A 15,227-nucleotide genomic window follows, 5' to 3' on the forward strand; every position below is an offset into this window, starting at 1 on the left:
TTACCCCTTGACCGCGCCGGCTGTGAGCCCACGCAGGAAATACTTGCCAGCCAGTACGTAGACCAGCAATGTCGGCAGCCCGGCGATCATCGCCGCCGCCATGTCAACGTTGTATTCCTTGGCGCCCGTACTGGTGTTGACCAGGTTGTTCAGCGCCACGGTAATCGGCTGCGATTCGCCACTGGAGAACACCACGCCGAACAGGAAGTCGTTCCAGATCTGGGTGAACTGCCAGATCAGGCAGACCATCACGATCGGGGTGGACATCGGCAGGATGATCCGCCCGAAGATGGTGAAGAAACCTGCGCCGTCCAGGCGTGCGGCCTTGACCAGTGCGTCTGGAATGCTCACGTAGTAGTTACGGAAGAATAGCGTGGTGAACGCCAGTCCATAGACCACATGGACGAATACCAGCCCAGTGGTGGTGTTCGCCAGGCCCATCTTGCCAAGCGTGAAGGACGCGGGCAGCAGCACGGTCTGGAACGGCAGGAAGCAGCCGAACAACAGCAGACCGAAGAACAGTTGCGAGCCCCTGAACTTCCACATTGACAACACATAGCCGTTGAGCGCACCGATCGCGGTCGAGAGGATCACGGCCGGGACCGTAATGCGGATCGAGTTCCAGAAGTACCCGTCGACGATGTCCCACGCCTTGATCCAGCCAATGGCGGTGGTCACCACCGGCAGGCTCAGCAGGTTGCCACTGCCGATGTCTTCCGGCGTCTTGAAGCTGGTGAACAACATCACCACCAGCGGTACCAGGTAAAGAAAACAGGCGACCAGCAGAACGGCGTGAATCACGACGCGGCTGAAGCTGATGCCCGGTTTGACGACAACACTAGTCATGGCGTTTGGTCCTCAGCTCGGAGTACAGATACGGCACGAGAATCGCCAGGATAGCGCCGAGCATCAGAATGGCACTGGCTGAGCCCATGCCCATCTGGCCTCGACTGAAGGTGAACGAATACATGAACATCGCGGGCAGGTCCGAAGAGTAACCCGGGCCGCCAGCGGTCATCGCAGCAACCAGGTCGAAGCTCTTGATCGCAATGTGCGCGAGGATCATGACTGCACTGAAAAATACCGGACGCAGGCTTGGCAGCACGACACGCCAATAGATCATCGGCAGGCTGGCACCGTCCATCTGTGCGGCGCGGATGATCGATTGATCGACACCTCGCAGACCGGCCAGAAACAGCGCCATGACAAAACCGGAGGATTGCCACACCGCTGCGATCACCAGGCAGTAAACCACCCGATCCGGATCGATCAGCCAGTCCAGGCGAAAGCCTTCCCAACCCCAGTCACGCAGCATCTTGTCCAGGCCGAGGCCAGGGTTGAGCAGCCATTTCCAGGCAGTACCGGTGACGATCATCGACAGCGCCATCGGGTACAGATAGATAGTGCGGATCACACCTTCGCGACGAATGCGCTGATCGAGCAGCACCGCCAGCAATACGCCAATGACCAGACTGATGCCAATGAACATGCCACCGAAGACTGCCAGGTTCTTGCTCGCTACCCACCAGCGGTCGTTGTCCATCAGGCGCGCATATTGCGCAAGGCCGACCCACTTGTAGGACGGCAGGAAAGTCGAATTGGTGAACGACAGAACGAACGTCCACAGAATGTAGCCATAAAAACCCACCAGCACGACGAACATGCTCGGCGCCAGCACCAGTTTTGGCAGCCAGCGTTGCAGTGCATCCAGTGGTGAGGCTTTGCTGAACACAGCGACAGAGCTCATCGGGAATATCCCATCTGGTGTATCGAATCAGAGCCGCAGGCGTGCTTGAAACCCGCTCGGGATTTCAAGCAAGCACTACTGCTTCAGGTCAGGTGATACCGATTACTTCGCGGACTTGATCGCTGCGCCAAGCTTCTTGGCAGTGTCTGCCGGGTCAGCTTTGGGATCGTTGATGTAGTTGGTTACCACATCGAAGAACGCACCCTGAACAGCCAGCGTGGTCGCCATGTTGTGCGCCATGCTTGGTTGCAGTCCGCCGCTTTTCGCGTCTGTCAGGAAGTCCTTGGCCGCGGTTTGCGCACAAGAGTCAAAACCGTACTTCGCCATGTTGTTCAACATGTCTTCGCGCACCGGGATCGAGCCCTTGTTGATGCTGAAGACCTTCTGGAAGTCCTCACCCATCGCGACCTTGGCCAGGTCCTGTTGACCGGCGGTGGTGCCCTTGTCTTTCTGTTTGAACACGGCGAGCGAGTCGATGTTGTAGGTGAACGCCTTGTCAGTACCCGGGAAGGCTACGCACTGGTAGTCCTTGCCAGCGACTTTCTTGGCGGCAGTCCACTCGCTCTTGGCCCAGTCACCCATGATCTGCATGCCGGCCTTGCCATTGATGACCTTGGCAGCTTCCAGGTTCCAGTCCTGGCCTTTGCCGTCGGCATCCATGTAGGTGGCGACTTTTTTCAGTTCGGTGAGCGACTTGACCATGCCAGCACCGGTCAGCGCGTCATTGTCCAGATCAACCAGAGCTTTTTTGTAGCCATCAGCGCCCATGACCGACAACACAACGGCTTCAAACACCGTGCTGTCCTGCCAAGGCTGGCCGCCATGGGCCAGGGGGATGAAGCCGGCTTTCTTGAGCTTGTCGCCCGCTGCGTAGAACTCTTCCAGAGTGGTCGGTGCTTTCTCGATACCGGCCTTCTTGAAGACTTCCGGGTTGATCCACAGCCAGTTGACGCGGTGAATGTTCACTGGCACGGCCACGTAATCGCCGTCGTACTTGACGGTGTCAGAGACTTTCTTGTCGAGCAGCGAGTCCCACTTTTCAGCCTTGGCGACGTCTTTCAGCGCGTCGGTGTCAAGCAGGCCGGTAGAGGCCCATTCCTGGATATCCGGACCTTTGATCTGGGCAACGCCCGGAGGATTGCCGGCGACCGCGCGGCTTTTCAGCACAGTCATGGCGGTGGAACCACCACCACCGGCTACAGCGCCATCCTTCCAGACAAAGCCGTCTTTTTCAACCTGAGCCTTGAGCACATCGACCGCAGCCTTTTCTCCGCCGGACGTCCACCAGTGCACCACTTCTACAGTGCCTTTGGATTCAGCAGCGGAAACGCTCAGAGGGAACAGCGAGGCGAGGGAAATGACAACGGCGAGGCGAGAGAGTGAATTCATCGATGGGACCTTTTCTTGTTGTTATACACCAGCAAGTCTTGTGCTTGCGCTTGGCCTGAGTCTAACCAAGCGCAACACGGCAACGGTAACGAAGGGACGCGCGAATGTCACAACCTGGTTACATTGACGGATATTCCCTGGAAACGCTCTATCCCAAGGGTTCGGCGCGCCCGTTAACGGATTCAAAGATCATGACCAGTCCTGGGCAAATGAAGGGTCACCCGCAGCCCGCCATCACGCAGGTTTTGCAGGCTGACCTCACCGCCGTGGCTGTGAGCGATGTTGCGTGCAATACCCAGCCCCAGGCCATAGCCTTGCTGCTGGCTGCCTGCCAAACGGAAATGCGGTTCGAACACGTGCTCCAGCCGCTGCTCGGGAACGCCAGGACCTTCGTCGTCCACGAACAGCACAAACGCCAACGGGCTGTCCTCGACGGTCAGGTGCGCCCGGTGACCGTACTTGAGCGCGTTGTCGATCAGGTTGCCGATGCAGCGCTTGAGCGCCAGCGGTTTGCCGGGATAGCTGGCCAAGGCTTCGCCCGTCAATGTCACACGCCCGTCGCCCTCGGCACGCAGATAAGGTTCGACGAGGCAATCGATCAACACGTTGAGGTCGACCTGCTCGATGTTTTCGTGGATATCCGTGTCCTTGACGCATTGCAGCGCGCCCTTGACCAACAGCTCCAGCTCGTCGAGGTCACGGCTGAATTTGCGTTGCAACATCTCGTCTTCCAGCAGTTCGACCCGCAATCGCAGGCGCGTGATAGGCGTGCGCAAATCGTGGGAAATAGCGCTGAACAGTTGTCCCCGTTCGGTGAGATAACGGCTGATCCGGTTGCGCATCGCGTTGAATGCCCGACTGACCTCCACCACCTCGCTGCCGCCACCCTCGACCACCGGCTCGACGTCAGCGCCAAGGGACATGTCGCGTGCTGCCCGCGCCAGACGCTTGAGTGGCCGACTCTGCCAATGCACCAACAGGCCGATGAACAACAGCAGAAAGGCGCTGGTCAGAGCGATGAACCAGACCTGCTGAACTGGCAACTCCTGTTCTTCAAGGGTTGTATAAGGCTCGGGCAGCAATGACGCGATATAGAACCATTCGCCGGGTGCCATCTCGATCTGCGTGACCAGTACCGGTGGATTCACCGGCTCAAGAGTCAACGCGTAGTGCGCCCATGAGCGGGGTAGCTCATCCAGCTTTAGCCCACTGTTGAAGATCCGCAGGTCGTCAGGCCGTACAAACCACACGGCAATGTCCGGATCGTTGCCCAGGTGCTGACGCAGCACCTGACCGACCACATCCAGCACGGCCTGCTTGCGCGGTGTCGGCTGCATGAGCTGCATGTCGAGCGGGTGATCGTTGAGCGACACCACGAAACGCGTGCCGCCCATGCTGCGCAATTGATCCAGCACCAGCGGGCGATAGGCCAGCGGCAGGGAGCGGAAGTAACTGACGCTGGCGGCCATGGAATACGCTAGGCTGCGGGCACTGGTGACCAGCCCTTCCATCTGCGTGGCGCGCAACTGTGACAACCAGATTGCGCTGGACAACGTCTGGGCCAGCAAAACCGCCAACAGTGTCAGCAGCAGCATGCGCCCCAGCAGTGAACGCGGCAAAGGCAGGCTGCGTTTCCGGGAAGCGGTCTCCAGCGGCTTAATAGCCGTTGCTCGCTTGCGTATTGACGTTGGCGGCCAGCAGGTAGCCACTGCCGCGCACGGTACGAATCAGACGTGGCGACTTGCCGGTGTCGCGCAAGCGCTGGCGCAAACGACTGACTGCCATGTCGACAATGCGCTCCAGCGGCATCAGCTCACGCCCACGAGTGGCATTGCCGATAGTGTCGCGGTCGAGGATCTGCTGCGGGTTATCGAGGAACAGTTTGAGCAAGGCAAAGTCGGCGCCGGACAGGATCACTTCCTCGCCGTCATTGTGAAACAGCCGGTGACTGACCATGTCCAGGCGCCATTCATCGAACAGCAGAACATCGCCACCCGGCCGCTCCTGGCCGAACTGGGCACGTCGCAGCAGCGCCTTGATACGCGCCTGAAGTTCACGCGGGCTGAAGGGTTTGCCCAGATAATCGTCAGCGCCCAGCTCAAGGCCGATTACCCGATCAGCTTCGTCGGAACTCGCCGTCAGCATGATGATGGGTACGTGGGGTTGGCGGGGATGTTGACGTACCCAACGGCACAGACTGAACCCGTCTTCGTCGGGCAGCATGACGTCGAGAATCAGCAGATCGCTGGGCGCTTCGTTGAAGGCCTGGCGAAACCCGGCACCGTCGCCGACCGTACGCACCTGAAAACCGGCACGGGTCAGGTAAGTGTCCAACAGCTCCCGAATCTCTTGATCGTCGTCCACCAGCAGGATCGATTTACTGACTGAACTCAATTGAAGCGTCCTTGTTGGCTGTAGATCTTTGTTGTTATGTGGGGCAGCGCGCCTCCGCGCTGCCCTGACTCCACATCGCTGACTGCAGCTCTAGATTTCTGAGCCAAATGCCTGTTGCAAGGCAACACCCGAGCCCATCAGGCCGGGGTATTCAGCGGTGACCAGCCAGACCGGCAGGCCTTTGAAATAATCGCTCATCACGCCCTTCTCGGCGAGCGCACGCTTGAAGCCGCTGCTCATGAAGAAGTCGACGAAACGCGGCACCACACCACCGGCAATGTACACACCACCCAGACCGCCCACGGCCAGCACCTGGTTGCCGGCCACCCGACCAAGAAACACGCAGAACTGCTCCAGCACCGCTGCTGCAACCGCATCGCCTTCGAGCGCAGCCGAAGTAATGGCGGCCGGAGATTTGAGGGTTGGCTCGATGCCATCCAGCGCGCAACTCACCTGATACAGCAACAACAGCCCGGCACCGCTGAGCACCACTTCTGCACTGACATGCTTGTGCTCGGCCATCAGCCGCGTCCAGAGCAAGGCTTCGCGTGCTGTGCCAATCGGCAGATCGACATGACCGCCCTCGCCCGGCAACGCCATCCAGTGGCTGCCACTCTGCTTGATCAAGGTACCGACACCCAGGCCGGTCCCCGGCCCGACAATCACGCGTGGGCGATCAGACTTGCCGATGCCGTGGCAGACTGTCAGGTATTCGTCATCCTTGAGCCGGGTCATGCCCAGTGCCATGGCGGTGAAATCGTTGATCAGCAGCAGATGATCGACTTTCAGCGTGGCACAGAATGCGGTCTTGCTCAGTTCCCAGTGGCTGTTGGTGAACTGGAAATGGTCGCCGTCGACCGGCCCTGCTACCGCCAGGCAGACGTAACCGATGTCGCCGCGTTGCAGTTCGAGGTCTTGCATGTAGACCTCGATCGCTTTCTCCGGACCCGTGTAGTCGATTGTCGGGAATACCCGCACCGAATGCAGTGAATCGTCTTCCCAGATGGCAAACCTTGCGTTGGTACCGCCGATGTCGCCGACCAGGGCCAATTTCACTTGAGCTTCTCCAGACTAGAGGTAAAGGCGCTGGCGCCCTGCTCTGCGGAGCTGAAGGCCATGCGCATGAATCCAAACAGCTCCCGACCGCAGCCGACGCTATAGTCGATCTGGCAGATGGCAGGTTCTCTGGCGGCCAATTCTGACGGTTCGACCAGAACTTGCAACGTTCCTTTCACGCCATCAACGCGAATCACGTCACCATCCTGCACAAGAGCCAAAGGGCCACCATCAAAGGCTTCCGGGCAGACGTGAATGGCCGCCGGAATCTTGCCCGAAGCGCCGGACATTCGTCCATCGGTCACCAGTGCCACCTTGAAGCCACGGTCCTGAAGCACCCCAAGGAAAGGCGTCATTTTGTGCAGCTCCGGCATGCCGTTGGAGCGCGGCCCCTGGAAACGCATCACGGCTACAAAATCACACTCCAGTTCGCCCGCCTTGAACGCATCCGCCAGGGCCTGCTGATCCTGAAAGACCTTGGCAGGAGCTTCGACAATCTGATGCTCAAGTGCCACGGCAGATACCTTCATCACGCCTCGGCCCAAGTTGCCTTCCATGACCCGCAGACCGCCTTCCGGCGAGAACGGACGGGACACCGGGCGCAGGATGTTTTCATCCAGGCTGTTGAGCGGGCCTTCACGCCAGACCAGTTTGCCGTCCTCAAGGAAAGGCTCTCTGGTGTAGCGGCTCAAGCCGTAACCGGCCACGGTATTGACGTTCTCGTGCAGCAGACCCGCCGCCAACAGTTCACGGATCAGGAACGACATGCCACCTGCCGCCTGGAAGTGGTTGATATCTGCCTTGCCGTTTGGATAAACGTGGCTGAGGGTAGGCACCACTTCCGAAAGGTCGGCCATGTCCTGCCAGGTCAGCTGGATGCCGGCGGCCTGAGCAATTGCCGGCATGTGCAAGGTGTGGTTGGTCGAACCACCGGTGGCGTGCAGCGCGACAATCGAGTTGACCAATGAGCGCTCGTCGACGATTTCGCCGATGGGCATGAAGCTGCCACTCTGCTTGGTCAGGCGCGTGACCTGATGCGCGGCTTCGACGGTCAGTGCGTCGCGCAAGGGCGTGTACGGATTGACGAACGAAGCACCCGGCAAGTGCATACCCATCACTTCCATGAGCAACTGGTTAGTGTTGGCGGTGCCGTAGAAGGTGCAAGTGCCCGGGCCGTGATAGGACTTCATTTCCGAGTCCAGCAATTCCTCACGAGTGGCCTTGCCTTCGGCGTAGCGCTGGCGGACATCGGCTTTTTCCTTGTTGGATATGCCGGAAACCATCGGCCCACCCGGCACAAAGATGACTGGCAAGTGGCCGAAACGCAGCGCCCCCATCATCAGGCCCGGAACGATCTTGTCACATATGCCCAGCATCATCGCGGCATCAAACATGTTGTGCGACAACGCCACCGCTGTAGACATGGCGATTACTTCGCGGCTGGCAATGGCGAGCTCCATGCCGGGCTCACCCTGGGTCACGCCGTCGCACATTGCCGGCACGCCGCCGGCAAACTGGCCAACCGAACCAATGTCACGCAGTGCCTGTTTGATCTGGGTGGGGAAGTGTTCGTAAGGCTGATGCGCCGAGAGCATTTCGTTGTAGGAGGAGACGATGGCCACGTTGGCGGCGTTCATCATGCGCAGGCTTTGCTTGTCTTCCGGCCCGCAGGCGGCAACGCCGTGGGCGAAGTTGGCGCATTGCAGCTTTCCGCGCATCGGGCCATCGCTCGCTGCGCCGCGAATCAATTGGAGATAGCGCTGACGGGTGTCGCGACTGCGAGCGATCAGCCGCTCGGTTACCTCAAGAATGCGGGGATGCATGTGATGAACTCCAGGCTAACGTCTATGGTCACCCGTAAAGACGGTTTCAGTGATCGAGCCCGGTTCGCAACGATGCGGAACCCTGATCTCGATCAGCTGGGAAGGCCTTTCAGGCTTGTAGTTGTAGATAAAACAAAATATTGCCACTAAAAAGGCTTGTTTTCTATTTTTATGAGAATAATCTTGTAATTCCAACAACAAATTCAGGAAGGACGGCTGTATGACTCTTCGTATCGCAATCAACGGTTTTGGCCGCATCGGCCGCAACGTCCTACGCGCACTGTATACCCAAGGTTACCGGCAGGACCTGCAGGTCGTCGCCATCAACGATCTGGGCGATAGCGAGATGAACGCACACCTGCTTCGTTTCGACACTGTACACGGCCCTTTCAGCGGTACCGTCGAGTGCGACGCTGAAAGCCTGACCGTCAACGGTGACCGTATCGCCGTAAGCGCCATCCGCAACCCTGCCGATTTGCCGTGGAAGTCTCACAACATTGATGTGGTGTTCGAATGCACCGGGCTGTTCACCAGCCGCGACAAGGCCTCGGCACACCTGACTGCGGGCGCACGCAAGGTCATTATTTCAGCACCGGCCAGTGGTGCCGATGCCACCATCGTCTATGGCGTCAACCACGACACCCTGCGCCAGTCACACCAGATCATCTCCAGCGCTTCTTGCACCACCAACTGCCTGGCGCCGGTTGCTCAGGTTCTGCACCGTGAGCTGGGTATCGAAAACGGCCTGATGACCACCATCCACGCCTACACCAACGACCAGAATCTGATCGACGTTTATCACACCGATCCGTACCGTGCCCGCTCGGCTACCCAATCGATGATCCCGAGCAAGACCGGTGCTGCTGAAGCGGTAGGTCTGGTGCTGCCGGAACTGGCAGGCAAACTCACCGGCATGGCGGTTCGGGTTCCTGTGATCAACGTATCGCTGGTCGACCTGACTGTGACCCTCAAGCGCGAAACCACTGCCGAGGAAGTCAACGCGTTGATGAAAGAAGCGAGCCAGCACTCCAAGGTCCTGGGTTACAACACCCTGCCGCTGGTTTCCCACGACTTCAATCACAACCCGTTGTCGTCGATTTTCGACGCCAACCACACCAAGGTGAGCGGCAAGCTGCTCAAGGTGCTGTCCTGGTACGACAACGAGTGGGCTTTCTCCAACCGCATGCTGGACAACTGCCTGGCGCTGCATAACGCCCAGTAAGGCTCGCTACGGTAACGCTCTGCAACAACCTCTTCGCGGACCAGCGCTGCGCCGCTGGTCCGAGAAGAAATTGCATCAAAACAGATACAACTCAGCTCTTGACCGCAAAGACAGATGATAAGCATTATCATTCGCTTGAATCATCGGTTGAGTCCCTCCGTGTCGCAGTCACATTTCAACGATATTTTCCTGGCCCAGCGCGATGTGCTGTTACGCACGTTGCAGCGCATGGTCGGCAACCGCAGCGCTGCGGAAGATCTGCTGCAGGAAACCTGGCTGCGGGTAAGCCGCGCTTTGACCGAACACCCTATCGATCATCTTGAACCTTTCGTTTTTCAGACCGCCCGCAATCTGGCGCTGGACCATCTGCGCGCGCGACGTATTCACGGCCGGACCATGATCGAGGATGTTTCATCGGCCCAGCTTGAAAGCGTCGTGGCTCAACTCAGCACCCCGGAAGACGCCACGCATGCCAACAGGCTGATCGAAGGTCTGAGCGACAGCCTGAAAACATTGAGCCCGCGGCAGCAGAAAATCTTCACTCTCAGCCGCCTGAATGGATGCAGTTATACGGAGATCGGCAGACAACTGGATGTCTCGGCCAGCACGGTGCAAAAAGAATTGAAACTGATCATGGCGATCTGCGTGGGCGTCGTTTCAAGGCTTGACCCGCCCTGAACCCTGACGCAGGCTGCAAAGCCAGCAGAACCACATTGATACCGTTTCAGGATTGTTGAGGAACACCGTGGCCCCACGAACAGAACGCTCACAGCCACCTGCAGAAAAGGTGGTGAGCGACCGCGCAATGGATCAGGCGCTGACCTGGCTCATAGAACTGGAGGATGCTGACGATGCGCAGCACGCCCGGTTCCGCGAGTGGTTGAACGCCGACCCGGCGCACGAGTGCGCGTTCGAAAAGGCTCGGACCATCTGGAACTCTCAAGCGGTGCAGCAGGCTGCGGTGAGTGTCGAGCACTCGCAAAGGCCGTCGATGTGGCAACGCGCCCGTCCACACTGGAAACCCCTGGCCACTGCTGCCGTGCTGTTGGTGGGGCTGTTCAATTTCAGCAATCTGCCGCTGAAGTTGCAGGCGCAACACCTGACGGTCGTCGGCGAACGTCAGCGCCTGGAGTTGGCCGACGGCTCGAAAGTCCTGCTCAATACCGACTCGGCATTTTCCAGCACGATCACCAGCACTCAACGATCTGCCCGCCTGCTGCAAGGCGAGGCGTACATCACTGTCCCGCCAAGGCCAGGTCTGCCGCTGGAAATCGAAGCAGGCCCCGTACGCATGAGTACCAACAGCACCGAGTTCTCAGTGCGCTACCTGGACGGTGTTACTCAGGTTCAGGTCCAGCGTGGTGCGGTGGACGTGCGGGCTACCCGGGGCGATGCCAGCGTCAGCCTCGCTGCCGGGGAGCGTATTAGCGTAGGCCCGGGCGGTTTCGGCCACCGGGAAAAACTCGATCCGGTCCGGGATCTGGCCTGGGTGCAAGGCCGCCTGATTTTCGACAATTGCCCGCTGAGCGAGGTACTCGCCGAGGTGCGTCGTTATTATCCGGGCTGGATCATCAACACCAACCCACAGTTGGACCGTCTGGCAGTGACCGGCAATTACCGCCTGGACAACCCGCTGGATGTGGTGCGCTCACTGGCCCATATCACTTCGGCGAGCGTGCGCGAAATGCCGGCGCTGGTCATCCTCAACTGATCGAACTTTTTTTACGCGATAGCCACTGGTCGTTCGTCTAGTTATAGCCAATGCAACTGATTCTCATTATTGAGCAACTGCAGAACACTATAACGAGCCACACATCAGGGAGCGCTACCGATGTCATCCACGTTCACGCCCACCGTTCAGCCCCGCGTACGAATGACGCTTTCACTGCTGACCATCGCCATGCTGGGCGCAAGCCTGCAGGCGATTCCGGCAGTCGCCGCCGAAAGCTCGCAGCGCACAAGCACGGCAGGCACTTACCACTTCGCGATCGCCCCGCAATCGCTGGTGTCGGCGCTGAACGAGTTCAGCCGCATCACTGGCTGGCAAGTGGGCGTGTCGTCGGAACTGGCGCAGAACGTGAAATCGTCGGGCGCACGTGGGGATCTGACCGCATCCAGAGCGCTCGACGCGCTGCTGGCGGGCAGCCAACTGAGTTACCGAAACCTGGGCAACAACAACGTGGTGCTGGAAAAACGTATCGCCGGTGTGCTCGCGCTTGAACAGATCACAGTCAGCGCCACCCGCCAGGCTCAGGATGTTGCAACAGTGCCCAGCACGGTCAGCGTGCATTCAAGAGACGAGCTGGACCGGCGCAACGTCAACAGCATTCGCGACCTGGTGCGCAACGAGCCGGGGATTTCGGTCGGCGGCGCGGGACAGCGCGCAGGCACCACCGGATATAACATTCGCGGCATTGACGGTGATCGCATCCTGACTCAGGTCGATGGCGTTGAAGTGCCCGACAGTTTCTTCACCGGCCCCTACGCCCAGACGCATCGCAATTACGTCGATCCGGAAATCGTCAAACGCGTCGAAGTGCTGCGTGGCCCCGCCTCTGCTCTCTACGGCAGCAGCGCCATCGGCGGGGTGGTCAGCTATTACACGCTGGACCCGGACGACATCATCAAGCCCGGAAAAGACGTCGGCGCACGCCTGAAAACCGGCTACAGCTCAGCCGACGACAGCTGGCTGAATTCCGTTACAGCCGCTGGACGTCTGGATGATTTCGACGCCTTGTTGCACGTCAGTCAGCGCAATGGGCACGAGACCGAATCCTACGGCAGCACTGGCGGAAACGGCCTGAGCCGCACCGAAGCCAATCCGCAGGATGTGCGCACAACCAATGTGCTGGCCAAACTGGGCTGGAATTACGGAGAAGGCTCCCGCGTGGCCCTTACGTACGAAAAGTACAAGGACGATCGCGACACCGATCAGAAAAGTGCCGTGGGCGGCCCCTTTACCAATGGCAGCGGCCTTGGCATGTATCAGTCGCGCGAAGGCAGCGACACCATCTCCCGTGAGCGCTTCGGCATCGACAACAGCTTCACCCTCGACAGCGGGCTGGTCGACAACGTCAAGTGGAGCCTGAACTATCAGGCCGCCAAGACCGATCAGAGCACTCAGGAGCGCTACTTCCCGTTCTCCCGTGACGTGTTTCGCTACCGCGATACCCAGTACCAGGAAAAACAGTGGATTTTCGATGCCCAGCTCGACAAGGCGTTTTCCATTGCGAGCACTGACCACGTGCTGACCTACGGCACCACTCTCAAACAACAGAAGGTCACTGGGCTGCGCAGTGGCAGCGGGACCTGCGCGCGCGTCTTCGGCTCCTGCCGCGTGGTGGGCGCAGACAGCCCGAGTGATCGACTGGTCGCAACCAGCGACTTTCCCGATCCGACCGTCAACAGTTATGCGCTGTTCGCGCAGGACCAGATCAGCTGGAACAACTGGACCTTGCTGCCCGGCGTACGCTACGACTACACCCGGCTTGATCCGAAAATCACACCTGAATTTCTCAACTCGGTCAGCCTGACCGATGCCAGCCAGGCCAGTGACGAAAACAAGACCTGGCACCGCGTATCGCCAAAACTCGGCGTGACCTACGCGTTGACGGACGCGTACACCTGGTATGGCCAATATGCCGAAGGCTTCCGCACCCCATCGGCCAAGGCGCTGTACGGACGCTTTGAAAACCTCAATGCAGGTTACGTGGTAGAGCCCAACCCGGACCTGGACCCGGAAAAAAGCAAAAGCTATGAAACCGGTCTGCGCGGACGCTTCGAGCAGGGCTCGTTCGACATCGCGGTGTTCTATAACAAATACCGTGACTTCATCAACGAAGACGCCATCACCCCCGGTTACAGTCAGACCACCTTCCAGTCCAACAACATCAAGCACGCCACCATCAAAGGCGCAGAGTTCAAGGGCCGTTTGAACCTCGACAGCGTTGGCGCGCCGCAAGGCCTTTACAGTCAGGCATCCGTTGCCTACGCACACGGACGCAACAACGACTCCGGCGAGCCCATCAACAGCGTCAACCCGCTGACCGGCGTGCTCGGTCTGGGCTACGAACAGGACCGCTATGGCAGCCTGCTGAGCTGGACGCTGGTCAAGCGCAAGACAGGTGTGGATGACAGCAACTTCCATACGCCGGACGGCACCTCCAGCCAGTTCAAGACGCCAGGCTTCGGCATTCTCGACCTGACGGGGTATTACAAGGTCACCCACGACGTGACCGTCAATGCCGGCCTCTACAACCTGACGGATAAAAAGTACTGGCTGTGGGATGACGTGCGAGGCTATGACGGCGTCGGCGAAGCAGGCGTAACCGCCCCGGCCAACCTTGATCGGCTTACCCAACCGGGCCGCAACTTCAGCGTCAATGTTGTCTGGGACATCTGATCCCTCTGCTGCCCTGCGCCGCGCCGTCGAGGTTGGACGGCGTGTTTTTTTACGCTCGCAGACGTGGCCATTCGTCTATTCAACAAGCCCTTCAATCCGCAAGGAAGACTGCAATGCCCCCTGAACAGAACCGTACGCTCCTGCGCTCGCAACGTCTCAACCTGATTACCCATGCTCCGCACGAACAACTCGACAAGGCCGTCAAGGCGCACGCGCCGTTCGAAACGCTGCCCAGCTACGGTCGTTTTGTGGTGGCGCAATACCTGTTCCAGGCGGAGCTGCAAAGCCTGTACAACGAAACGGCACTTCAAGCGATCATCAGCGACCTGCCCGCTCGTTGCCGAGCCGAGCAGGCCAGGGCTGACCTTGCCGACCTGAATATGGACATCCCGGAGCCGGTGTCCGGGGCGTTGCACGATCCGGGTATCGCTCAAGCCCTTGGCTGGCTGTTCGTCTCCGAGGGCTCGAAGCTGGGCGCTGCTTTCCTGATCAAACGCGCCGTGGCACTGAACCTCAGCGACAGCTTTGGTGCACGACACTTGGGCGAGCCTGCCGGTGGACGGGCTGCGGGGTGGAAGACCTTCGTCAAGACACTGGACGAACTGCCGCTGACTGCCGAACAGGAGATCCAACTGGATAAGGGCGCTGTCGCAGCATTCGAGCGTTTTAACGTCTTGCTGCAACACGCCTATGCCACCGCACCCGTCACAGAAGTGGCACACGCATGAAAAAACGCCCGGTGCTGTTAAGCTGGCCGGGCTTTTCGAACCTGCCTGTAGAGATCATGACGTACAAACCACCCGGCTCAAGACTTTCGCGCTTCCTGTTTGGCATCCTCGCCTATGCCAGCCTGGGTATCGGCATCGCTGCGATTTTTATTCCGGGGCTGCCCACCACCGAATTCATCCTGCTCGCCGCCTGGGCCGCCACCCGCAGTTCGCCGCGGTTGAACGCCTGGCTGGAAAACCACCGACTGTTCGGACCCATGCTTCGCAACTGGCGCAACGGCAGACTGGTCACACGCAAAGCCAAGATCAGCGCCACCGTGAGCATGCTTTTTTGCGCCGTCATGATGCTGAGCCTGCTTAACCATGTCTGGTGGCTCTATCTGGCAATCGCAGGCATGGGGCTTGGCAATCTGTGGATATGGTCGAGGCCCGAGCCCGCCAGGACTGAACGCTGATCAGGCTGAAC

The 15,227-nt window shown here is 59.3% G+C and carries 13 protein-coding genes; 6 read left to right on the forward strand and 7 right to left on the reverse strand.

Annotation, left to right across the window (positions count from 1 at the left end):
• The 7 genes from KDX37_RS10040 to edd all read right to left on the reverse strand — a co-directional run bounded on the left by KDX37_RS10040 (position 1) and on the right by edd (position 8,409).
• A complete protein-coding gene (locus KDX37_RS10040; RefSeq protein WP_231652545.1) occupies positions 1 to 846 on the reverse strand; it encodes a carbohydrate ABC transporter permease in 846 nt (281 codons plus the stop codon).
• Positions 839 to 1,747 (reverse strand): carbohydrate ABC transporter permease, encoded by a 909-nt coding sequence (locus KDX37_RS10045; protein WP_231652546.1) that lies wholly within the window; start codon positions 1,745 to 1,747, stop codon positions 839 to 841. The genes KDX37_RS10040 and KDX37_RS10045 overlap by 8 nt, the downstream gene beginning before the upstream one ends.
• A 102-nt stretch (positions 1,748 to 1,849) precedes the next feature.
• Positions 1,850 to 3,136 carry an ABC transporter substrate-binding protein gene (locus KDX37_RS10050; protein WP_231652547.1) on the reverse strand — a complete coding sequence of 429 codons (1,287 nt, stop codon included), beginning with the start codon at positions 3,134 to 3,136 and terminating at the stop codon, positions 1,850 to 1,852.
• Positions 3,137 to 3,318: 182 nt separating this feature from the next.
• Positions 3,319 to 4,731, reverse strand: a complete 1,413-nt coding sequence (locus KDX37_RS10055) for an ATP-binding protein (protein ID WP_319941689.1) — start codon at positions 4,729 to 4,731, stop codon at positions 3,319 to 3,321.
• A 61-nt stretch (positions 4,732 to 4,792) separates the two neighbouring features.
• A complete protein-coding gene (locus tag KDX37_RS10060) occupies positions 4,793 to 5,530 on the reverse strand; it encodes a response regulator (protein WP_231652549.1) in 738 nt (245 codons plus the stop codon).
• A 90-nt stretch (positions 5,531 to 5,620) separates the two neighbouring features.
• Positions 5,621 to 6,586 (reverse strand): glucokinase, encoded by a 966-nt coding sequence (locus KDX37_RS10065; protein WP_231652550.1) that lies wholly within the window; start codon positions 6,584 to 6,586, stop codon positions 5,621 to 5,623.
• Positions 6,583 to 8,409 carry a phosphogluconate dehydratase gene (gene edd / locus KDX37_RS10070; protein ID WP_231652551.1) on the reverse strand — a complete coding sequence of 609 codons (1,827 nt, stop codon included), beginning with the start codon at positions 8,407 to 8,409 and terminating at the stop codon, positions 6,583 to 6,585. The genes KDX37_RS10065 and edd overlap by 4 nt, the downstream gene beginning before the upstream one ends.
• A gap of 220 nt (positions 8,410 to 8,629) precedes the next feature.
• Between edd and gap the strand changes: the two genes are divergently transcribed.
• The 6 genes from gap to KDX37_RS10100 all read left to right on the forward strand — a co-directional run bounded on the left by gap (position 8,630) and on the right by KDX37_RS10100 (position 15,216).
• On the forward strand, positions 8,630 to 9,631 hold the full coding sequence (gap, locus tag KDX37_RS10075; RefSeq protein WP_231652552.1) for a type I glyceraldehyde-3-phosphate dehydrogenase: 1,002 nt from the start codon (positions 8,630 to 8,632) through the stop codon (positions 9,629 to 9,631).
• A gap of 159 nt (positions 9,632 to 9,790) precedes the next feature.
• A complete protein-coding gene (locus tag KDX37_RS10080) occupies positions 9,791 to 10,309 on the forward strand; it encodes an RNA polymerase sigma factor (RefSeq protein WP_231652553.1) in 519 nt (172 codons plus the stop codon).
• Positions 10,310 to 10,436: 127 nt separating this feature from the next.
• The gene (locus KDX37_RS10085) at positions 10,437 to 11,342 is read left to right on the forward strand and encodes a FecR family protein (protein WP_231652640.1); all 906 of its coding nucleotides are present in this window, start codon (positions 10,437 to 10,439) and stop codon (positions 11,340 to 11,342) included.
• A gap of 120 nt (positions 11,343 to 11,462) precedes the next feature.
• The gene (locus KDX37_RS10090) at positions 11,463 to 14,033 is read left to right on the forward strand and encodes a TonB-dependent receptor (protein ID WP_231652554.1); all 2,571 of its coding nucleotides are present in this window, start codon (positions 11,463 to 11,465) and stop codon (positions 14,031 to 14,033) included.
• Positions 14,034 to 14,146: 113 nt separating this feature from the next.
• On the forward strand, positions 14,147 to 14,761 hold the full coding sequence (locus KDX37_RS10095; RefSeq protein WP_231652555.1) for a biliverdin-producing heme oxygenase: 615 nt from the start codon (positions 14,147 to 14,149) through the stop codon (positions 14,759 to 14,761).
• A complete protein-coding gene (locus KDX37_RS10100) occupies positions 14,758 to 15,216 on the forward strand; it encodes a YbaN family protein (RefSeq protein WP_231652556.1) in 459 nt (152 codons plus the stop codon). Before KDX37_RS10095 ends, KDX37_RS10100 begins: the two co-directional genes overlap by 4 nt.
• Positions 15,217 to 15,227 lie beyond the last annotated feature (11 nt).

Origin of the sequence: Pseudomonas californiensis (genome assembly GCF_021147775.1) — a bacterium.
In the GTDB taxonomy this organism is placed as follows: Bacteria; Pseudomonadota; Gammaproteobacteria; order Pseudomonadales; family Pseudomonadaceae; genus Aquipseudomonas; species Aquipseudomonas californiensis.